At 45.1% G+C, this 20,804-nt stretch carries 18 protein-coding genes; 9 read left to right on the forward strand and 9 right to left on the reverse strand.

The window, feature by feature from the left end:
- Positions 1–24 precede the first annotated feature (24 nt).
- On the forward strand, positions 25–1,794 hold the full coding sequence (locus ACHFJ9_RS02760) for a methyl-accepting chemotaxis protein (protein WP_074190491.1): 1,770 nt from the start codon (positions 25–27) through the stop codon (positions 1,792–1,794).
- A gap of 91 nt (positions 1,795–1,885) precedes the next feature.
- Here ACHFJ9_RS02760 and vmeZ read toward each other — a convergent pair whose 3' ends face one another.
- Both vmeZ and vmeY read right to left on the reverse strand, forming a co-directional pair.
- Positions 1,886–5,038 (reverse strand): multidrug efflux RND transporter permease subunit VmeZ, encoded by a 3,153-nt coding sequence (vmeZ, locus tag ACHFJ9_RS02765; RefSeq protein ID WP_046875892.1) that lies wholly within the window; start codon positions 5,036–5,038, stop codon positions 1,886–1,888.
- An 8-nt stretch (positions 5,039–5,046) separates the two neighbouring features.
- Complete coding sequence (gene vmeY, locus ACHFJ9_RS02770) at positions 5,047–6,174, reverse strand: multidrug efflux RND transporter periplasmic adaptor subunit VmeY (protein WP_005396140.1); 1,128 nt, start codon at positions 6,172–6,174, stop codon at positions 5,047–5,049.
- 416 nt (positions 6,175–6,590) lie between these two features.
- On the opposite strand from vmeY, the gene ACHFJ9_RS02775 reads away from it, so the two are divergent.
- Positions 6,591–7,055, forward strand: a complete 465-nt coding sequence (locus ACHFJ9_RS02775; protein WP_005373515.1) for a dCMP deaminase family protein — start codon at positions 6,591–6,593, stop codon at positions 7,053–7,055.
- A gap of 87 nt (positions 7,056–7,142) precedes the next feature.
- Here the strand turns inward: ACHFJ9_RS02775 and pepT are convergent, their stop codons facing one another.
- Positions 7,143–8,372: a peptidase T gene (gene pepT, locus ACHFJ9_RS02780; RefSeq protein ID WP_047008127.1), complete on the reverse strand. Its 1,230-nt coding sequence runs from the start codon at positions 8,370–8,372 to the stop codon at positions 7,143–7,145.
- Between the two features lie 170 nt (positions 8,373–8,542).
- On the reverse strand, positions 8,543–9,406 hold the full coding sequence (locus tag ACHFJ9_RS02785; RefSeq protein ID WP_104970553.1) for a DUF6279 family lipoprotein: 864 nt from the start codon (positions 9,404–9,406) through the stop codon (positions 8,543–8,545).
- Positions 9,407–9,667: 261 nt separating this feature from the next.
- On the opposite strand from ACHFJ9_RS02785, the gene ACHFJ9_RS02790 reads away from it, so the two are divergent.
- Positions 9,668–9,841, forward strand: a complete 174-nt coding sequence (locus tag ACHFJ9_RS02790) for a hypothetical protein (RefSeq protein ID WP_005373524.1) — start codon at positions 9,668–9,670, stop codon at positions 9,839–9,841.
- A gap of 89 nt (positions 9,842–9,930) precedes the next feature.
- Here ACHFJ9_RS02790 and ACHFJ9_RS02795 read toward each other — a convergent pair whose 3' ends face one another.
- Positions 9,931–10,563 carry a response regulator gene (locus ACHFJ9_RS02795; RefSeq protein WP_005398453.1) on the reverse strand — a complete coding sequence of 211 codons (633 nt, stop codon included), beginning with the start codon at positions 10,561–10,563 and terminating at the stop codon, positions 9,931–9,933.
- Positions 10,550–12,286 carry a nitrate/nitrite two-component system sensor histidine kinase NarQ gene (narQ, locus tag ACHFJ9_RS02800; protein WP_269043587.1) on the reverse strand — a complete coding sequence of 579 codons (1,737 nt, stop codon included), beginning with the start codon at positions 12,284–12,286 and terminating at the stop codon, positions 10,550–10,552. The genes ACHFJ9_RS02795 and narQ overlap by 14 nt, the downstream gene beginning before the upstream one ends.
- Positions 12,287–12,533: 247 nt before the next feature.
- Here narQ and napF point away from each other — a divergent pair, with 247 nt between their 5' ends.
- From napF to ACHFJ9_RS02830, 6 genes are all read left to right on the forward strand, one after another.
- Positions 12,534–13,019, forward strand: coding sequence for a ferredoxin-type protein NapF (napF, locus tag ACHFJ9_RS02805; protein ID WP_269043586.1), 486 nt, complete (start codon positions 12,534–12,536; stop codon positions 13,017–13,019).
- A 41-nt stretch (positions 13,020–13,060) separates the two neighbouring features.
- The gene (locus ACHFJ9_RS02810; protein WP_005398456.1) at positions 13,061–13,369 is read left to right on the forward strand and encodes a chaperone NapD; all 309 of its coding nucleotides are present in this window, start codon (positions 13,061–13,063) and stop codon (positions 13,367–13,369) included.
- The gene (gene napA, locus ACHFJ9_RS02815; protein WP_006741149.1) at positions 13,366–15,855 is read left to right on the forward strand and encodes a periplasmic nitrate reductase subunit alpha; all 2,490 of its coding nucleotides are present in this window, start codon (positions 13,366–13,368) and stop codon (positions 15,853–15,855) included. The genes ACHFJ9_RS02810 and napA overlap by 4 nt, the downstream gene beginning before the upstream one ends.
- Positions 15,856–15,933: 78 nt before the next feature.
- Positions 15,934–16,389: a nitrate reductase cytochrome c-type subunit gene (locus ACHFJ9_RS02820; protein ID WP_031780699.1), complete on the forward strand. Its 456-nt coding sequence runs from the start codon at positions 15,934–15,936 to the stop codon at positions 16,387–16,389.
- A gap of 28 nt (positions 16,390–16,417) precedes the next feature.
- On the forward strand, positions 16,418–16,996 hold the full coding sequence (locus tag ACHFJ9_RS02825) for a NapC/NirT family cytochrome c (protein ID WP_395355145.1): 579 nt from the start codon (positions 16,418–16,420) through the stop codon (positions 16,994–16,996).
- Between the two features lie 11 nt (positions 16,997–17,007).
- Entirely contained in the window at positions 17,008–17,142 is a 135-nt protein-coding gene (locus ACHFJ9_RS02830) for a TIGR02808 family protein (protein ID WP_005373546.1), read from the forward strand.
- Positions 17,143–17,345: 203 nt separating this feature from the next.
- On the opposite strand, the gene phaC is transcribed toward ACHFJ9_RS02830, so the two are convergent.
- The 3 genes from phaC to ACHFJ9_RS02845 form a co-directional block, all read right to left on the reverse strand.
- Positions 17,346–19,121 (reverse strand): class I poly(R)-hydroxyalkanoic acid synthase, encoded by a 1,776-nt coding sequence (gene phaC / locus ACHFJ9_RS02835; protein WP_395355147.1) that lies wholly within the window; start codon positions 19,119–19,121, stop codon positions 17,346–17,348.
- 80 nt (positions 19,122–19,201) lie between these two features.
- Complete coding sequence (locus ACHFJ9_RS02840) at positions 19,202–19,549, reverse strand: phasin family protein (protein WP_005398278.1); 348 nt, start codon at positions 19,547–19,549, stop codon at positions 19,202–19,204.
- Positions 19,550–19,593: 44 nt separating this feature from the next.
- Positions 19,594–20,802, reverse strand: coding sequence for an acetyl-CoA C-acetyltransferase (locus tag ACHFJ9_RS02845; RefSeq protein ID WP_395355367.1), 1,209 nt, complete (start codon positions 20,800–20,802; stop codon positions 19,594–19,596).
- Between the last annotated feature and the right edge of the window lie 2 nt (positions 20,803–20,804).

A 20,804-nucleotide genomic window follows, 5' to 3' on the forward strand; every position in this document is an offset into this window, starting at 1 on the left:
GTTACTTATTCAGGAAACAACAATATGACTATTAGGCAAAAACTCTACTTCCTCGGAGTTATCGCCATTTTAGGCATCGTGGCCCTTTTGGGTACGTCATCCCATTTCGCCAATAAGAGCAATGAACTTAACCACGCCATCAAACTCGTTGGCGATCTAGAAATACGTTTACTCAACTTACGCAGAAACGAGAAAGATTTCTTACTGCGTAGTAATGACAAATACTTAAACAAATTTGATGCGAATGTTGATAAGTTTCTAAATACCGAAAAAGAGCTTGCGAGCATACTCACGAGCAATGAATTACCTTCCAGTCAACGATTCAAACAAGACCTTCTTGCATACCAAAAGGGCTTTCAGAATCTGGTCAGTGCTTACCAACGCTACGGACTTGATGCAAAGAGTGGCCTTCTTTCTGGTTACGAGCAAGCACTGTTAGAAGCCAAGCAACGCTCCGACCACCAGCAATTGCTGGCGTTGGTTCGTTTTGACTCTGCAGTCAAATCAGGTCAATTCAATAGTGATTTGCTTGTTGGGCTATATGCTCCGGAGCTCATCAAAACAGGTAAGCTAGTAGCGGCACAAAAACAAGTTGTAGGGGTCGCTTACGACCAAGGCCTACTTGGTGAAACTCGCGCATTATCTCATGCTGTAGAAGAGCAATTTGAAACCTTTTCGACAGCCCTTAGCTCTGCTGCTGCAAAGCGTGATGAACAAATGTCGACCATCAAGCAAGTGATTACTGCCCTGATCTTAGGTGTTATTTTCGCATTGATTTGGCAGATCTCTCGCTCAATCAATACACGAGTAAACAGCTTGCTTGGCACCATTCGAAGCATTAGCGAAACAAACAACATGGGACTGCGCTCTGACTTGAAAGGCAAAGATGAGCTATTTGATATCAGCCACCACCTCAATGATCTGTTGGATAAGCTTGAGCAGTTAATTAGTGGCACCCAAGAAAAATCGGCGCAGTTAACGGCCAGTACCGATAATATGCATCGTGAGCTAGAAGGGGTTATGGAGCAGTTCCATACTCAAACTGACCACACTGCATCGATGGCTACTGCGGTTCAGCAAATGGTGGCAACGATAGGCGAAATATCGGAAAGCACGTCGGTTGCGGTAGAGGGTGTACATCAAGCCGCGAATAATGCCGAACAAGGCCGAAGTGTTGTTGAAACTACTGTAACCAACATTGGTCAATTGACCAGTATTTTATCGAACAGTCAGCAGTCGATTGGCTCGTTGAACCAACATGTAGATAAAATTGGTGGTGCGGTGAACATCATCCAAGAAATTGCGGAACAAACTAACTTACTGGCTCTCAATGCAGCAATTGAAGCCGCGCGAGCGGGCGAACAAGGTCGTGGCTTCGCCGTTGTTGCCGATGAAGTACGAGCCCTAGCTAGCCGAACTCATCAATCTACCGAGGAAATCACGCGAGTTGTTGTTGATATTCAAGCTCAAATGTCGACGGTCGTGGCGGATATTGATCAATGTAACGATCAAGGACAACAAACGCTTAATGCCTCTGAAAAACTGGATTCTAGCCTGCAACAGATCATCACTGACATGCATGCAATTCAGGGCAATTCGGAGCGCATTGCTTCAGCGATTGAAGAGCAAGGTATCGTGATGAACCAAGTTAGTGGCTCAATCACCGAGCTTAACGCGATATCTGAAAACAACATGCAATCTGCTCAGGAATGCTTGCACGAAGTGAACTCTGTTTCTGCTCAAGCTCATGATATGGACGAAGCCGTTGCACAATTTAAAACCGCGCTAAAATAACCTTCCCTACAAATAAAAAGCCCGAGGCAATCATTGCTTCGGGCTTTTTTTCGACTTTAACTTCGTGCTCTACTGTGCACAGCGGGTGTGATTACTCATCATCAAGAGGAACCAGCTTGGTGTTGCCGCCATGAACTTTCTCACGCTGTCTTTGCACCAGAGCGTAGAAGCCTGGGATCAAGAATGTACCTGCTAGAAGCACACACAATAGACCACCAATCAGCGACACGCCGAGCGAGTTTTGACTCACGTGCCCTGCACCTGCGGCGAAGATCAGCGGGAAGATACCCAGGATAAACGACCAAGATGTCATATTCACAGCGCGGAAACGTAACGTGCCTCCTTTAACCGCTGCACTATCGATATCAGCATCTTTTTCTTCACGTTCTTGCTTGGCGAACTCCACAATCAAAATTGCGTTTTTCGCCGCCAAGGCTATGAGCAAGACAAGGCCAATTTGCGCATACAAGTTAAGCGGTGTCCCAGTCAGATTCAACGCCAAGAAGGAGCCTAACGTTGCTACTGGCACCACCAAAATGATGGCTAATGGAATACTCCAGCTCTCATATTGTGCCACCATGAACAAGTAAATGAAGATCAAAGCCAGTGCAAACGCATAAATGGCTTGGTTACCCGCAAGTACTTCCTGATAAGCCATACCTGTCCATTCGTACGTGTAGCCCTGCGGAAGAACCTCTGCAGCAACGCGTTCCATTGCGGCAATCGCATCACCACTAGAGTAGCCCGGAGCTGGTTGGCCTTGAATGATAGCACTGCGGTACATGTTGTAACGCCATGCCACATCAGGCTCGAACACTTGCTCGTAGCTCACTAGCGTACTTAGCGGAACCATATCGCCGTTCGAAGAACGAACATGGAAACGCTCTAGATCTTCCATGCTGCTACGGTGCTGGCTATCAGCTTGCATGGTTACGCGGAAGTTCTTACCAAACATGGTGAAGTCATTCACATAAAGCGAACCTAAGTTGCCTTGCAAGGTTTGGAAAATAGACGACAGTGAAATACCCAACTGCTGTGCTTTCTCACGATCGATATCAACGTAGTAGTGCGGGACATTCGCGCGGAACGTACTAAACGTGTAGGCAATTTCAGGGGCTTGGTTGGCCGCTTGGATCATTTCTCCCATGACCATCGACAAATCGGTACGGCTTCGCCCTAGCGTATCTTCAAGCACAAACTCAAAACCAGACGCAGCGCCCATACCAGGAACCGCCGGAGGTCCCATCGCAAACACAACCGCTTGAGGCAACTCTGTTGCAGCACGACCGTTAATACGCGCCGCGATGGCATTGGCAGAGTGCTCCCCTTGCAACGAGTTACGAGTATCCCAATCATGCAATTTGATAAATACAGAAGCACCGTTTGATGCTGCTGCGCCTGTCATAAACGAGTAACCGTTCGCAACCGTCACGCCATCAACACCAGGTTCTTCACCAATCATGTTCATTAAATCATTGGTGACTTCTTCAGTACGAGATAAAGAAGCTGAATCTGGTAGCTGAACGTTAACCAGCAAAATGCCTTTATCTTCTTGAGGAACAAACGCTGTTGAGGTGGTTTTCGCAAAGAAAGTGACCGCCGCGATAGCGACTATGAAGAACGTCACGAGCAGCAAAGATTTCTTCACCAAGAAACCAGCGACCTGACCATAACGCGTTGTGATACGCTCTAAGCCTCGGTTGAAAGCCTGGAACCAGTTAGCGGTGTTGCCCCCACCCTGCTTCAATACCAAAGAACAAAGTGCTGGAGACAGCGTCAATGCGTTAATGGATGAGATCACAACCGAAATACAGATGGTCAAAGCGAACTGGCGATACATGATACCAGTGATACCCGGCAGCATCGCGACTGGTATGAATACCGCAAGTAAAACCAAGGTCGACGTGATGATTGGGCCCGTTACTTCTTTCATCGCTAGCAATGTCGCTTTACGGGGTGAAATGGTTGGGTCTTTCGCCATGGTGGTATCGACGTTTTCGATAACCAGAATCGCATCGTCCACCACGATACCAATCGCGAGGATCAAGCCAAACAAAGTGACCGTATTGATGGTGAAGCCCGTCGCCTGCATGATGGCAAACGTACCAATCAGAGAAACGGGGATCGCAACAACAGGAATCAACGTTGCGCGCGCGCTACCCAAAAACAAGTAAGTTACAGCAATCACCAATAGAATCGCTTCAATCAGTGTTTTGACTACCCCTTTGATCGATTCAGATACAAACACGGTTGTATCGTAGCTGGTCTCATACGCCATGCCCTCAGGGAAGTTTTTACTCAAGTCCTCAAGCAGCTCCATGACGGCCTGACCACTTTCTAACGCGTTCGCATCTGATTGAAGAGATAATGCAACAATTGACGCGTCCTGACCACGGAATTTACCGTTACCATCGTAGAACTTTTTGCCTAGTTCAACGCGAGCAACATCTTTCAGATAAACCGTAGATCCATTGGGATTAGCTCGAAGGACAACGTTCTCAAACTCACTCACGCTTTCCAAGCGACCTTTGGTCACAAGGTTAAACTGAACTTCTTGTGGATTGTTGTATGGTGCAGCACCTACACGCCCTGCCGCAACTTGAACGTTCTGTTCAGCCAAAGCGGCGTATACGTCTGACGTAGTTAGCTTAAGGTTGGCCATTTTTTCAGGGTCTAACCAAACACGCATTGCGTATTCGCCACCACCAATCACGTTAACTTCACTGATACCTTTCGCACGAGCCAGCTGATCTTTTACATTCAAGTTAATGTAGTTAATCAAGAACTGATCATCGTATTTGCCATCAGGTGAATAGAAGTTAAGTACCATCAGCAAGTCAGGTGAACGCTTTTTCACCGTCACACCAACCATGCGCACTTCTTGAGGCAGCTTTGACTCGATCTGTGACACACGGTTTTGCACGTTTACTTGCGCCATGTCTGGATCGGTCCCGACATCGAACGTGACGTTTAGGCTGTATGAGCCATCGTTCGCGCTCTTTGAGGACATGTAGATCATGTCCTCAACGCCATTGACCGACGTCTCTATGGGGTCCGCAATGGCCTGCTCGACAACTTCCGCACTCGCACCGGTGTAGTATGCCGAAACGCTGACTGATGGCGGACTTATCTGTGGGTACTCCGCCACTGGCAAAATCGCCAGTGAGATCGCGCCTGCTAGCGTTAATATGATCGAAATAACCAGCGCGAATTTAGGTCTCTGAATAAAGAAACGACTTAACATAGTGCCCCCTACTGCTTATCTTCAGCAGGTGTTTGAATGCGCACTTCTACACCATTACGCACACGCTGTAGGCCCTGTGTAATAACCGTATCTTCCTGTTCGAGGCCTTCTCGAATGATAATGCCTTGTTCAACCTGAGGTCCAAGCTCGACGTTACGACGCTCTGCCACACTTCCCTCAGCCATCACCATCACAAAGTCACCTTCTAAGTCAGTCTGTACGGCACGTCGTGGGATAACAATAACGTCTTTCGTGTTCTTATCTCTCAAGTTCACTTTGATGTGCTGACCCGGAAGTAACTTCTGCTCTGGGTTTGGCACTAGCGCACGCATTGCAATCGTACCAGTTTTGGTATCAATACGATTACCTAAGAAATCGAGCTTACCGAGATGCTCAAAAAACTGGCCATTTTCCAGCTCAAGCTGAACTTCAACTCTGTTTGATTCTGCTGAGCCGTCGCCTTTGACTTGATCCATACCCATGGCTAAGCGCTCGCGCTCACTCACACTAAATGAAGTATGCACTGGGTCTAAACTCACCAATGTCGTCAGCACGCCAGATGAAGGGGAGACAAGATCACCGGTACTCACTTTGGTATCGCTAATACGACCGCTGAACGGAGCTCGGATTTGAGTATAAGAAAGGTTAACTTCAGCAAGCTTAAGCTGAGCGTTTGCTGCTTCTAGCTCGGCTTTCGCACCAAGAAGTGCCGCAGTTAAGGCGTCAAACTCAGATTGAGAGATACTACCGCGAGGCAACAAGTTTTTACCTCGGGTGTGGTCTAGTTCCGCTTTTTTTAGCGCGGCTTTTGCTTGTGCAAGTGCCGCTTTAGCGCTCGCGACTTGTGCTTCAAAAGAAGATGGCTCGATAGAATAAAGAAGCTGCCCTTTTTCTACCATTTGCCCCTCTTCAAAGTGACGAGCTTTTAAATAGCCAGAAATCTGCGCGGTAATATTGGTATCTTCTACTGCTTCAATGCGACCGATATAAGACTTGCTCGGTTGGTAGTCGATAACCGTGACATCCTGAGTCACTACGAGAGGCGCTTGGCCTTCCCTTTGGGCATTATTAGCTTCCCCGCATCCAGCGAGGATTGCTGTAGCCGCCATTAGTGCGACAAGTGGTTTCTTTTGCATGTATTTACCGTCTTTATAGAACAGGATATTGTTGAATTCCCATCAACCTTACTCCTTGCTGCAACTGAAAACTTCACTCAAAAGCCCCCAAAATGTTTCTAAATGTAAACATGAGAAACAAAAAGAAAATAAAGTAATTTAGTTAACAGTGATATTTAATGAGCAACATACAAACAGCTCAATCATAACTATTTGATATACACTCTCAGGCATCGTGCATTTAGGGCGCTAGGAAACGCGAATTAAGATATCGTATAAAGACGGAAAGTGAGATTCGGTGCTCAAGATCAGAACGTTTTATGGTTAAAAAGACAAAAAATGACGCCTTCATACTCAAGACCCCGATTTTGACTATTTTTTTAATATAAATGGGTTATCATTCAATTAATTCAACGCCTTCGACAGAGAGGATGACTATGATTTCTAAATGGGCAAAACGCTTTTACCAGATGGCAGAACTAGTGGCGTCATGGAGTAAGGACCCATCAACACAAGTCGGTGCAGTGATCACTAAACAGAATCGCATTGTATCTGTTGGATTTAATGGCTACCCGCACGGTGTTTCTGACAGTGTCGATACCGATGAACGCGAGTTGAAATATCTAAAAACACTACATGCAGAAGAGAACGCAATTTTGTTCTCAAAACGTGACTTAGACGGATGTGATATTTGGGTGACGCATTTTCCATGTCCTAACTGCGCGGCAAAGATCATTCAAACAGGGATCTCACACGTGCACTGCCCTGAGCAATCTGAAGACTTTCTATCTCGCTGGGGAGATAAAATCCAAGTCAGCCAAGACATGTTCGATCAAGCGGGTGTGAAAGTCGACTGGCTACCACTAGAAGACATTGAAATTGAAGACAAAGACGTACGTTAATGTTTCGTTTTTGAATTTAAAAATAGCCCAGATGACTCTGGGCTATTTTTCCCCATTCAATCGACAAGAACCGCTCGACCTGGTCTGTTAACCGTGTTTTTTCGCGGTGAGTTCAGCAATTTTGACGATGACAAGCACTGACTTCTCCATCATTTCAACCGAAATAAACTCATGAATCCCATGGAAGTTAAAACCACCAGTGAAGATATTCGGGCACGGCAACCCCATAAAAGATAAACGAGCGCCATCTGTACCACCACGAATAGGTTTTATAATTGGCTCCACATCACACGCTTCCATCGCTTGCTTTGCTAGCTCAATGATATGCGGGTAAGGCTCAACCATTTCTCTCATATTGTAATAGCTGTCTGTTATTTTCAGTTCTACAGAACCATGGCGTAAGCCCGCGTTCATATCATCAACGAGTTTCTGCATAAAGGCTTTTCGCTCTTCAAGCCCCTGACGATCAAAGTCTCGGATAATGTAACCAAGTTCGCTTCGCGCCACGCCCATTTCTGCCGATTTTAAATGGAAGAACCCTTCGTAGCCTTCTGTTGTTTCAGGAGTTTGATCTTGGGGCATTTGAACTTGAAATTTCGCAGCCAAGTTCATCGCATTAACCATTTTACCTTTTGCAGTACCAGGGTGAACGCTGACACCATGAAAGATTACATCGGCGTTTGCCGCATTAAAATTTTCGTATTCCAGTTCACCTTGCGGGCCACCATCAATAGTGTATGCCCATTTCGCGCCAAACTTTTCAACATCAAATAAATCTGCGCCTCGGCCAATCTCTTCATCTGGTGTGAAGCCGATACAAATGTCGCCGTGTGGAATGTCTGGATTTTCTAGTAACAGCGCGACCGCAGAGAGAATCTCAGCAATACCAGCTTTGTTATCCGCGCCAAGTAATGTAGTGCCATCGGTGGTGATAAGATTGTGGCCATGTAGATGATGTAAATCTGGATATTGCACCGGAGATAGCACTTCATCCCCCAACCCTAGCGCAATATCGCCGCCTTGGTAATCTTCAATAAATTGCGGTTTTACGTTTTTTCCTGAGGCGTCAGGCGCGGTATCCATATGGGCAATAAAGCCGATAGGCGGCACCTCATAATCAACGTTAGCTGGCAGTCTAGCCATCAAGTAGCCATTTTTATCTAATGTCACATCACTTAAGCCAAGTTCGATCATCTCTTTCTTAAGCAACTCAGCAAACACAAGCTGACCAGGCGAGCTTGGGCAAAGCGTAACATGTGGATTTGATTGGGTATCGAACGTGACGTAGCGAAGAAATCTTTCAACTAAATGTTTCATATTTATTCTCATTGTTTTTATACGATGAGGCTTTATCAACCATCAGTAAGCTGACCTTACCTCATCAAACCTCAAGCTATGTTACGCTCTTAGCTCAATAAGAATTTGCTTTGAATCATTTTTTCATAAGAAAGGCTACTGCACATCCCCTAGTCAATTGAAGTATGAGTCTAATCTAATAATTCCTCAGCTAGTACTCGCCACTCTTTTACCTTACCGCGAAAATGACGCCATTGTTTATCGGTCATAGATTGAGAAATATCTAATGTCAGTTGATCGACCAGCACAAAGTTAGAATCAATATTTTTAGAAAGCTGCTCACTGTAATAGCTCTCTGGCTCGAACAACAGGCGCATAAATATATCCTGATAAGTGACAGCATTGGACTTGTTATAGAACAGATATTCGAGCTCTTGATATATCGTTGCTCGATAACCTCTCCATAAAGGACTGTTAAGAGTGACTTGTTGAGAAAACGTTTGAGCTAATTGGCGCTGACTTTCTGATAGGCTTCCCAACCACTCTTCCATCCATTCTTCTGTGTTATCTAGAATAATTTCACGTATTTCATCTTCCGTTTTATCCGCATATTTTGCGTTTCGCTCTTGATAATGCTCTTGTACATTACTCAGAAATTCCCGTTCTTGATCTTTCGTTAACTGTAAACTCAAAGCAAAAAGGTCTGGTGCTGCTTTGCTTACCACTCTATCGTAATGCGCTCGCATTCTATCTCGATTTTCCTGCAAATAATTTAGGGTTATATCGCTCGCTTTTAATCTCTCAAGCTCTTTTAAATGATCGATATATAACGGTAACTCTTCTTTCTTATGCCATTCTGCTAACAATAATAAGCGTTCTTCGACCAAGACTTCTTGTTCACCTTGCAGAGAAACATAATCCTCTATGTAATCGATAACGAACCAATCGATATTGCTGTATAGAAACTTCTTCGTACATCCGGCAAGAAGAAATACGAAACAAAATAGAAGGCCATAACCAAGCACCTTATTAGATACACCCTGTAATTTAGTCACTTATTCGTATTCCCTTTTCTATTGATTAAGTTCTATACTCAACTTGTATCACTTAATATTGCGGCAAACTTACACCAGTGTGACAAATATTGATTGCCACCTTAATAATATATAGAGTTTGAAATTAACTTTTTGATCACAACTATCCGCAAAAAAGTGAGTTAGAGCGCAATTATCGGCTAAAAAACACACCGAACGACGCTCCCTATAACGGCATATAATTTGCATGGATGTTTTTTGGATGGTTTATGGAGGCGAAGTATGGCAGCCGCTGAGCAACTTGATACCAGTGTAGAATATGAGATTCGATATTTTGAACAGGGGAAAATGCACTGCATGAGAGTCATTGCTGAAAGCAAAAAAGTGGCTTATCAGTACTATTTAGAGTGCGGTAAGCACAACAGTGACTTGTACTCTATTCGCCCAGACAAATAAAAAAACCGCCTTTAAGGCGGTTTTTTTATTATTAAAATCACGCTAAACGATTGATTCCATTGGTGGTTTGGGATTGTTCTTCAACTGTATTATTTGATGTCGCCAAAGCGCTCAAGATAAAGAACGGTTGCCGCAGTACGAGAAGGAACTTGAAGCTTTTTAAGTAAACTCTTCATATGAACTTTAACCGTTGATTCAGAAATAAAAAGACGATCGGCAATCTGCTTGTTGCGGAAACCTCTTGCCACCTCTCTTAAGATCTGCGTTTCGCGATCCGTCAGCGTATCAAAAACGTCCTCTTGTCCTGAACGCTCACTCAAATACTTAGAAACTTCTTGGCTGTAAGCTTTGTCACCTTGATGCGCTTGTTTTAGCAACTCAACCAGCTCATCAGGCTCAGTATCTTTCAATAAATAGCCATCTGCGCCACTTCGAACTATTGCTTCTATGTCAGCAGGACTATCCGATACGGTTAAGATAACAATTCGAGCTTCACAACCATCAGCACGTAGCGCTTGTAAGGTATCGAGGCCTGACATGCCTTTCATATTGAGATCAAGAAGTACAAGATCCAGTTCCAGCTCATGCGCTTTCGCTACCGCATCTGCGCCATTACTTGCTTCTGCAACGACTTCAAACTCAGGCTCAAAGCTTAAAAGTTGATGAATACCTCGTCGCATGAGTGGATGATCATCCACCAGCATTACTTTACACACTGTCACTGTTTACTTCCTTACTATGTTGGAATTCTAGTTTTACGGTACAGCCTTTGTTGATCGATGCTTCAATATGAAGATCGGCATGCAGCCTAGCGGCTCGCTCTTGCATGATACTCATACCGTAATGATTTAATTTTTCGTCTTGATGTTCAAAGCCTATTCCATCATCGGTAACGGTTACTGTGACTTTTCCATCATTATCAAGACATTGAATGTGAATATTATCTGCTTGCGCATGCTTGATGGCATTAATTGCCGCTTCTCTTATCAACTGTAGTAAATGAACCTGCTGGTGTGCATCCAGTTCAGTTGAAGAAAGTCTATTTTTTAACGTAATGTCAGCGACGGTTTGTTCGTTGAGCGTTTCGACCATATCTTGCAATGCTTGGCCAAAACTGCCCTCTTTAATCGTAAGACGAAACGTCGTCAGTAATTCGCGTAGTTGGGTATAAGCAGCAGATAAGCCCGTATCCAACTCGGCAATGACTTGATTCGCCTGAGCTATCGCTTTTTCATCAGGCAAATTCTTTACGCTTCTCTTTAATAAAGCGACCTGAATTTTTAAATAAGAGAGTGCTTGAGCTAATGAATCATGCAGTTCCCGAGCAATGGTGGCTCGCTCTTCCATCAGTAGGATTTGTTCTGCTTGGCGTTGGGCTCGATTGTAATACACGGCACGCGATAAAATCTGCACAAAGTTGTCAATAAGAGCTTCGTTCGGACAAGGTAACCCGGCCTTCCAATACAAATAGCCTAAGTGTTCACCGTCCAACGTTAGAGCCTTACTGTGGCAATCTTCATCACACTCGTGGCAGCACTCTTCCCCCTCCATCAATATCCAACTCGGTTCTCCCAATTGCTCTATTTCAAGTTTGACCGCTTTAATGCCTTCAAGACTTGCAATATGTTGCAATATGGCTTGGAAGTTATCCTGATTAATACGCGAAGCCGTTAACTCTTTCGACGAGTCATACAATACTTCTAAAGACTGATTCGCATGCTGTAATTTACGCGTTTTTTCATCAACCGCTTGTTCTAGCCCTCGGTATAATTTACCAAGGTCCGTCGCCATCCGATTAAAGGTTCGAGTCAGGATCCCCATTTCATTATCGCTGGATACATCAAGCGATATATTAAATGAGCGATTCTTAATTTGCTCGCTAGCAAAAACTAAAGCTCGCAAAGGCCGTACAACTTCGAGGCGCACAAAATGGACAACAAACATACTGACACAAAGGATACCGCCTAACCCTAACCCGCCAATCCAAGCTAAGTTAATCAGCTTTTGCTCCGAAAAGCTTTGCAGCTTAAATACAAACTCATCGATCTGCTTTACAAAACCAGCCACTAGGAGTTGGTACTCCGCCGGGTTGTCTCCTCTCAACACCGACTTGAGCTCATGCCATCTCATAATAAGACGGTAGTAATCATGAGTAATGTCTTCTGGCACTGACCAATGCTGGAGTGCTTTCATGGAAGGTGAGTATATCGAATGTTCAAATGCGTCAATATGTGAAGAGTAATCAACAGATTTAATCTGAATATCATGTGCCAAACGATAACTTTGCATTCGCATTGAGCCAGCAACATTGACGGCTTCTGCATCATTCAAGCTTGACGCTAACGTAAAAATTGCAAAACCAGTCGTAGCAACTGAAAGCAGCAAAATAAGAAGCATCGCGGACGCAATCGTGCGCGTCACTGACTTTTTCACATTTTTAAACAATCTGAGTTCCTCGCCCATTAACAACCCTATTTGTACGTGCAATGAACCCATTACCTTTCAACTTTATCAATATGTGATCACCTGCGACGGAATTTATTGATCCAAAACAATATTGCATCCCATTTACCTCCTAAGAGGTATTTATACAAATATGTCAAAAACTACAATTTCGTTAGTTTAAATGACAGTTTATTAATGAAAATTGTGGACTATGCTTAGTTTGGGTTCCAAGTTTCGAGGTGACTAAGTGGTAGACCTTTCCAGAAGAAGACTCTTTGCAAGAAAAGCGCACCCCGACAACGCCGTACGTTTGCCTTGGTTAGCCAAGCCAGAACAGTTTACGGACGATTGCACTCGCTGCGGTAAATGCATTGAGGCCTGCGAAACAAAGATTATAACTAAAAGTGATGGCGGATTCCCTTCGGTCGATTTTTCTATTGATGAATGCACATTTTGTTATCAGTGTGCAGACGCCTGTCGTGAGCCCCTTTTCTTGCCAAAAACAGAGCAACCTTGGCAAGCGAAAGCAAGCATCAACGATAGCTGCTTAGCAAAACAAAATGTCGAATGCCGAAGCTGTGGGGATATGTGCGACCCGATGGCAATTCAGTTCAAATTAGAGCTGGGGAAAGTAGCACAACCCAATTTAGACCTTGATGAGTGTAACGGCTGCGGCGCCTGTGTTTCAGTGTGCCCGACTTCATCCATCAATGTGAGCAATATAACAGCCTAAGCCGTATGTCGTCGGCCAAAGGCAATAAATGAGAGAGCTATATGTCACTAAATGAAGTGCATATTTCAAGTTTGGTAGTACACGTACTGCCAGAACATCTGGACGAAATCAAACAACAGATCGAAGCACATGAAAATGCGGAAATCTATGGTGATAGTCCAGAAGGCAAGATTATCGTCGTGCTTGAAACCGAGAACCAAGGTTTTATCACAGACACTATCGATGCCATTAACAATTTACCGAATGTCTTGAGCACGGTATTGGTTTATCACCAAATCGAAACTGGGCTTGAAGAAACGGATGAAGAAGACACTGGAACACAACATTCCCAAATCGAGGGTGAAGTATGAAAATGACAAGACGTGCGTTTGTGAAAGCAAACGCGGCTGCATCAGCTGCTGCTGTCGCAGGTGTGACACTACCAGCATCTGCAGCCAACCTGATTGCAAGCTCTGATCAAACCAAAATCACATGGGACAAAGCACCTTGTCGTTTCTGTGGTACAGGCTGTTCTGTTCTTGTTGGTACTCAAAATGGCAAAGTGGTAGCAACACAGGGTGACCCAGAAGCACCAGTAAACAAAGGCCTAAACTGTATCAAAGGCTACTTCCTTTCTAAGATCATGTACGGTCAAGACCGTCTGACTCAGCCGATGCTGAGAATGAAAGATGGCAAATTCCACAAAGACGGTGAATTTACACCTATCTCTTGGGATGACGCTTTCGACATCATGGCTGAGAAATGGAAAGCTTCCCTCGAGAAAAAAGGTCCAACAAGCGTAGGTATGTTTGGCTCAGGCCAATGGACAGTAATGGAAGGCTACGCTGCGTCAAAGCTAATGAAAGCTGGCTTCCGTTCAAACAACATTGATCCAAACGCTCGTCACTGTATGGCTTCTGCTGTAGTTGGCTTTATGCGCGCATTCGGTATCGATGAGCCGATGGGTTGTTACGATGACTTTGAGAACGCAGACGCATTCGTTCTATGGGGCTCGAACATGGCAGAGATGCACCCTGTTCTATGGACTCGTATTACTGACCGTCGCCTAAGTCACCCTCACGTTAAAGTGAACGTGCTTTCTACTTACTACCACCGTTCATTTGAGTTGGCAGATCACGGCTACATTTTTAATCCACAGTCTGACCTAGCGATTGCTAACTTCATCGCGAACTACATCATCGAAAACGATGCGGTAAACTGGGACTTCGTGAACAAGCACACTAACTTCACTCAAGCAGATACCGACATCGGTTACGGCCTACGTGACGATGATCCGCTACAAAAAGCAGCGAAGAATCCTAACTCAGGCAAACTAACGTCTATCTCTTTCGAAGAGTACAAAAAGTCTGTTGCACCTTACACAGCTGAGAAAGCCTCTGAAATCTCTGGTGTTGAAAAAGAGAAGCTTATCGAGCTTGCGAAGCAATACGCCAATCCAAATACGAAAGTGATGTCTCTATGGACGATGGGTATGAACCAACATACTCGTGGCGTGTGGATGAATAACTTGGTTTACAACATCCACCTACTAACCGGTAAGATCTCGACTCCGGGTAACAGCCCATTCTCACTAACGGGTCAACCATCTGCGTGTGGTACCGCTCGTGAGGTTGGTACTTTCGCTCACCGTCTACCTGCAGACATGGTAGTAGCTAACCCGAAACACCGTAAGATTGCGGAAGACATCTGGAAACTGCCAGAAGGGACGATTCCACCAAAACCTGGCTTCCACGCCGTATTGCAAGACCGCATGTTGAACGATGGTGTTCTGAACTGTTACTGGGTTCAATGTAATAACAACATGCAAGCGGGTCCAAACATCAACACAGAACGTCTTCCAGGTTACCGCAACCCTGAAAACTTCATCGTTGTGTCTGACCCATACCCAACAGCGACAGCGCAAGCAGCAGACCTTATTCTTCCAACAGCAATGTGGATTGAGAAAGAAGGTGCTTACGGTAACGCAGAGCGTCGTACTCAAGCTTGGTACCAACAAGTGGGCACGGTCGGTCAGGCAAAATCTGACCTATGGCAGCTAATGGAGTTCTCGAAACGCTTCAAAATGGAAGAAGTGTGGCCTGAAGAGCTACTAGCGAAAGCGCCTCAGTACCGTGGTAAAACCATGTACGATGTACTATACCGCAATGGTAATGTTGACAAGTTCCCTATCGAAGAAGCTCGCGAACTGAATGACGATGCCCACCACTTCGGTTTCTATGTTCAAAAAGGTCTGTTTGAGGAATATGCAACGTTTGGCCGTGGTCACGGGCATGATTTAGCACCATACGACCGTTACCATGAAGTGCGTGGTCTACGTTGGCCAGTTGTTGATGGTAAGGAAACACAATGGCGCTTTAAAGAAGGTTCTGATCCATACGCAAAAGAAGGTTCTGGTTGGGATTTCTACGGCAATGCTGACGGCAAAGCGAAGATTATCTCTGCACCATATGAAGCGCCACCAGAAGTGCCAAACGATGAGTTTGATATGTGGCTATGTACTGGTCGTGTTCTTGAACATTGGCACACAGGCACCATGACTCGTCGTGTACCTGAGCTATACAAAGCAGTACCAGACGCAGTGTGCTACATGCACCCTGAAGACGCAAAAGCGCGTAACGTTCGTCGTGGTGAAGAAGTACTCATGGCAAACAAACGCGGCGAAGTACGCGTTCGTGTTGAAACTCGCGGTCGTAACCGTCCGCCAAAAGGTTTGGTATTCGTACCGTTCTTTGATGCACGTATTTTGATTAACAAGCTCATCCTAGATGCGACTGACCCACTGTCTAAACAGACAGACTTTAAGAAGTGTCCAGTCAAAATCACTAAGATTGCTTAACCTTCAGATACCGAATGCTACGGCCGTCACTATGGCGGCCTAATAAAGAATTTAAGCCATAAAGGCGGAGATGAAATGATGAAAAAATTACTTGTCGCACTTTTATCTGTAGGTGCTTTAGTGACAGGCATTGCGCAAGCTGAGTTAGATAATCCAGGTGGTATTGGCGGTCTAGAGTCTCTACGTGGAATGTCTCAATTGGAAGACACACGCCCAGCAGATGAGTTCAAAGACTTCCCAAAAGACCAGATTGTTGAAGATAGCTTTGTTTATCAACCACCGTTGATCCCACACAGCATCCGTCACTACGAAGTATCGTTAAATGCTAACAAGTGTCTTGCGTGCCACAGCTGGAAAAATGCAAAAGAGTCAGGCGCGACTAAAATTAGCGTAACGCACTATGTAAACCGAGAAGATGCTGTATTGGCGGATATGTCTCCTCGTCGTTACTTCTGTTTGCAATGCCACGTGCCACAAACTAATGCTAAGCCACTAGTTGAAAACAAGTTCGAGGCAGTTGATTCGCTTCAGTAATTGAAACGCGAGTACGAAGAGGTTATTTATGAAAATACTTAAAGCGTTTTGGAAAAGGCTGAAGAACCCAAGTAAATCTGCCGCTGGTGTGGTTTTGTTCTTAGGTTTTGCTGGCGGTCTTTTATTTTGGGGCGCATTCAACACAGGTATGGAGGCAACCAACACAGAAGAGTTCTGTTCTGGCTGTCACGCACCAATCGTTGCTGAAATTCAAGAAACAATTCACTACTCTAACCGTTCTGGTGTTCGTGCCATCTGCTCAGACTGTCACGTTCCTCATGAATGGACAGATAAGATCGTTCGTAAAGTACAAGCATCCAAAGAGCTATTCGCTCACTATGTTCTGCGTACTATCGATACACCAGAGAAGTTCCAAGAGCGTCGAGGACATCTTGCTGAGCGAGAGTGGGCGCGAATGAAAAAGAATGACTCTCTTGAGTGTCGTAACTGTCACGAGTTTGATTACATGGATTACTCTCAACAAGGCTCACGAGCAGCGGAGCAGCACTCTACTGCGCTAGCTTCTGGAGAGAAAACCTGCGTAGATTGTCACAAAGGCATCGCGCACAAACTACCGGACATGAGCGGCGTTGAAGGCTGGCACTAAGGAGACTTACCATGAGTACTTTAGAATCTGTAATTTGGCATATCCTTGGCTATAGCGCCATGCCTGTGATTATTCTTTCCGGCTTTGTGGCAGTAGCAGCAATCTCTCTCTGGCTGCTGTCATTTGGTAAGGATAAAGAGGTGTAACGTAACGCACTTCTACCCGTCAACTTGCCTATTTGTTGACACTAAGCGCTGAGTATCTACTCGGCGCTTTTTTATTCACCGTCACTTTCGGCCCAAAATCTCCTCAACCGATACATATATTCAATCGGTATAATAAGGTAACCAGTAACGACCAAAAAAAGCGACCATAAAGGTCGCTAAAATTTACTGCTATAGGGAGTTGTTTAAGATTCTTTTACTGGCAGAACCTGCTTGACGTATTGCCCTGGTGCTTCATCGATTGCTGGGTGGTCTTCCGAGCCAATAGGGAATGGTTCGACTTGCTCTTTTGGATTGAATTGAAGTAGCCATTCATTCCAATGTGTCCACCACGACCCCTCTTTGTGCTCGGCATTATTCAACCATTCGTCAGCCGAATCATCCAAAGTATCGTTCAACCAATAACCATACTTATTTTTCGCTGGAGGGTTCACAATACCCGCAATATGACCCGACTCACCGAGAACAAACGTTTTGTTGCCACCAGTGTTCAGGGCACCACGATAAGTTCCCTGCCATAACGCTATATGGTCTTCTTTCGTTGATACAAAATAGCTAGGAATTTTGATCTTATTTAGATCAATCCATACCCCACCAATTTTGACGCCTTTGTCTTGCACCAGCTTGTTCTCTAAATAGAGCTCACGAAGCAAGAAGTTATGAGAGGCGGCACTCACGTTGGTGCTATCACTGTTCCAGTACAACAAGTCAAAATCGACTGGGCTGTTGCCCTTCAAGTAGTTGTCGACATAGTAGTTCCAGTACAAACTGTTTTCGCGCAGTAAGCTGAATGTGACACTTAATGAACGACCGTCCATATACCCTTTTGCGTTGTTTTGCGCCTCAATTGCACTCACAATGGTGTCATTGATGTACGCGCCAACTTCGCCTGGCTGAGAAAAGTCGAGCAATGTGGTGAAGAAAGTCGCTGACTTAATACGCTTCTTCATACGTTTTGCCGCATAGTACGCAACCGTGCTCGCCAGAACCGTACCACCGATACAGTAACCAGCCGCGTTGATTTGCTCTTGGCCCGTTATATCTTCAATTGCGGCGACGGCTTTGACGACGCCTTCTGTCACATAGTCACCAAACTCTACATGCGCTTGTGCCTTGCCTGGGTTACGCCAAGACATCATAAATACGCTATGTCCCTGCTCTAGCAACCATCGAACCATTGAGTTCTTCGCTGTTAAGTCAAGGATGTAGTATTTATTAATGAAAGGCGGAACGATGAGCAGTGGCGTCGCATTCACTTTCTCTGTTAGAGGTCGATATTGAATCAACTCAAACAATTCGTTTTGAAAAACCACATCACCCGGAGTGGTCGCCACGTCATCACCCACGCGGAACGCATTGTTGTTCGTCATACGAATTTTCAAAATGTCCGCACTGGACTCAACGTCTTCTTTTAACTGCTCTAAGCCAGCCAGCAGGTTTTGACCGTTTTGCTCAAGTGTCAGTTTCAAGAGTTCTGGATTCGTCGCGATGAAATTCGAAGGGGAAAGTGCATTGATGGCTTGACGAGAAAAGAAAAGTATTCGCTCTTTAGATTTTTCATCCAAACCTTCGAGTGACTCAATTGTATCTAAATAAGTCTTGCTGAATAACAGGTAGGATTGCTTAATGAAACTATACATCACCTCATTTTGCCACGCTTCATTAGAAAAACGCTTGTCCCCTTTTTCTGCTTCAATGATCTGTTTTTGGTTACCCGCCAACGCGACATTCTGCCAAATTTGTAGCTGCTGTTCCCACCATTCTGCTTGCAGTTTTAAGATCGCAGCAGGCTGATTTACAGCTTGTTCGAAGAGTTTGGCAGTGTCTTCCAAGTTCACTTCTTGCATGGCCTTATTTAAAGGAGAGTTCACGACTGCCTTGTTCACTTCGAAATCATGCCACCACTGTTGATTGGTTTGTCGAAGCTGTACAAGATAGTCCGAAAAGAAGTGCTGAAACATAGTCTTACTCCTATATTCGGAAAAAACAACGCCGCCCAAATTAGGGTCTAGAGACCCTAAGGCGGCGAGAATCGGACAAATTACGCTGGAGTAACAGTCTTTAGATTTTCCGAAGTCATTTTCTCAACGTCTTCTTTGAACTCCTTTGCAATAGCTTGAAGCTTGTTGCTGTCGTCCATCATTTGTTGAGAAAGCTTAGTAAGAACGCTTAGTTGCTGGCTGTTGAAAGCAGTCAATGACGTTACGTCTTTGATTTCTGATGCCGCTTTCATTTGGTTCAGGCCTACTTCGCTGTAAGTACGAATTGCATTCAGTTGAAGCTCAGTCAACACTTCTACGTTTTTTGTCACTAGCTTGTTGAACTTCAAGTAAGGTTCTAGATTTTTTTCAGTTTGATCGCTAAAGGTTTTGAAGAAATCTGTGTACATGGTTTATCTCCTAGAGAAAGAATTAAAAATGTCCGTTTAAATAATTACTTAACTGCTTTTATAACCACAGCCGTCCCCATGCCGCCGCCCACACAAAGTGATGCAACACCATATTGACCATTTTGCTTATGAAGCTCGTGAACAAGCGTCACTAAGATTCGGTTGCCCGATGCACCAAGTGGGTGACCTAGCGCGATAGCACCACCATTAAAGTTCGCTTTATCTTGAATCGCGTTAACGGGAACTTGGTTAGTTTCCGCCAACTGATGAATCACGCCAAGTGCTTGCGCAGCAAATGCTTCGTTCAACTCGTAAACGTTAATGTCGTTTACCGTTAATTCCGCTTTTGCTAATGCTTTATTGACTGACTCCACTGGACCTAGACCCATGATTTTCGGATCAAGTCCCGATTGCGCATAGCTTACGATCTCAGCAATAGGCGTGAGTCCATGTGCTTTAACTGCGCTCTCAGACGCGACGATAATTGCACTCGCACCATCGTTAATACCTGATGCATTCCCCGCAGTCACAGTGCCTTCACGGTCAAAAGCAGGGCGCAGCTTGCTTAACGCTTCCATAGTCGCATTAGCCTTTGGGTATTCGTCGGTATCGAATAGCACCGTTTCACGGCGTTGCTTTACTTCTACGGGCACAATTTCGTCTTTGAATTTACCCGCTTCGATTGCCGCCACCGCTTTCTGTTGGCTAGACAGCGCATACTCGTCTTGCTGTTGACGGGTTAGGCCGATTTCTTTTGCAACGTTTTCTGCCGTCACACCCATGTGATATTGGTTATAAACGTCGGTTAAACCGTCCGCTACGAGCAGGTCTTTCAGCTCTAGGTTGCCCATTTTGTTGCCATCACGAATACTACTTGGCGCGGCAAACGGTATCTGAGACATGACCTCAACACCTGCTGCAACAACAATCTCTGTATCGCCACTACGGATATGTGAAACTGCATCCATGACCGTTTTCATGCCACTGCCGCAAACCATGTTTACGCCATACGCAGGAACCGCGTCCGGAATCCCAGCGAACAATGCCGCCTGACGACCGACTCCCATGCCTTGACCTGCGCCGACAACGTTGCCAACAATCACCTCATCAATCTTATCACCAGTCAACTTTGCCGCTTCTAACGCGCCTTTAATCGCTACTGCTGCCAAGTTGCCAGCAGAGGTATTTTTAAGACTGCCACCAAAGGCACCAATTGGAGTGCGCTTCGCCGCCACGATAAATACTTTTTCCATCA

It is taken from the genome of Vibrio sp. D3, assembly GCF_043995865.1.
GTDB classification, from domain to species: Bacteria; Pseudomonadota; Gammaproteobacteria; order Enterobacterales; family Vibrionaceae; genus Vibrio; species Vibrio diabolicus.

What these genes read in the sequence shown, in the direction of transcription:
- ACHFJ9_RS02760 (WP_074190491.1), top strand. Translation starts at nt 25, where the DNA reads ATGACTATTAGGCAAAAACTCTACTTCCTCGGAGTTATCGCCATTTTA.
- ACHFJ9_RS02845 (WP_395355367.1), bottom strand. Translation starts at nt 20,802, where the DNA reads ATGGAAAAAGTATTTATCGTGGCGGCGAAGCGCACTCCAATTGGTGCC.
- vmeY (WP_005396140.1), bottom strand. Translation starts at nt 6,174, where the DNA reads ATGCAAAAGAAACCACTTGTCGCACTAATGGCGGCTACAGCAATCCTC.
- ACHFJ9_RS02790 (WP_005373524.1), top strand. Translation starts at nt 9,668, where the DNA reads ATGGCAGCCGCTGAGCAACTTGATACCAGTGTAGAATATGAGATTCGA.
- ACHFJ9_RS02775 (WP_005373515.1), top strand. Translation starts at nt 6,591, where the DNA reads ATGATTTCTAAATGGGCAAAACGCTTTTACCAGATGGCAGAACTAGTG.
- ACHFJ9_RS02825 (WP_395355145.1), top strand. Translation starts at nt 16,418, where the DNA reads ATGAAAATACTTAAAGCGTTTTGGAAAAGGCTGAAGAACCCAAGTAAA.
- ACHFJ9_RS02820 (WP_031780699.1), top strand. Translation starts at nt 15,934, where the DNA reads ATGAAAAAATTACTTGTCGCACTTTTATCTGTAGGTGCTTTAGTGACA.
- ACHFJ9_RS02810 (WP_005398456.1), top strand. Translation starts at nt 13,061, where the DNA reads ATGTCACTAAATGAAGTGCATATTTCAAGTTTGGTAGTACACGTACTG.
- ACHFJ9_RS02830 (WP_005373546.1), top strand. Translation starts at nt 17,008, where the DNA reads ATGAGTACTTTAGAATCTGTAATTTGGCATATCCTTGGCTATAGCGCC.
- ACHFJ9_RS02840 (WP_005398278.1), bottom strand. Translation starts at nt 19,549, where the DNA reads ATGTACACAGATTTCTTCAAAACCTTTAGCGATCAAACTGAAAAAAAT.
- napA (WP_006741149.1), top strand. Translation starts at nt 13,366, where the DNA reads ATGAAAATGACAAGACGTGCGTTTGTGAAAGCAAACGCGGCTGCATCA.
- vmeZ (WP_046875892.1), bottom strand. Translation starts at nt 5,038, where the DNA reads ATGTTAAGTCGTTTCTTTATTCAGAGACCTAAATTCGCGCTGGTTATT.
- phaC (WP_395355147.1), bottom strand. Translation starts at nt 19,121, where the DNA reads ATGTTTCAGCACTTCTTTTCGGACTATCTTGTACAGCTTCGACAAACC.
- pepT (WP_047008127.1), bottom strand. Translation starts at nt 8,372, where the DNA reads ATGAAACATTTAGTTGAAAGATTTCTTCGCTACGTCACGTTCGATACC.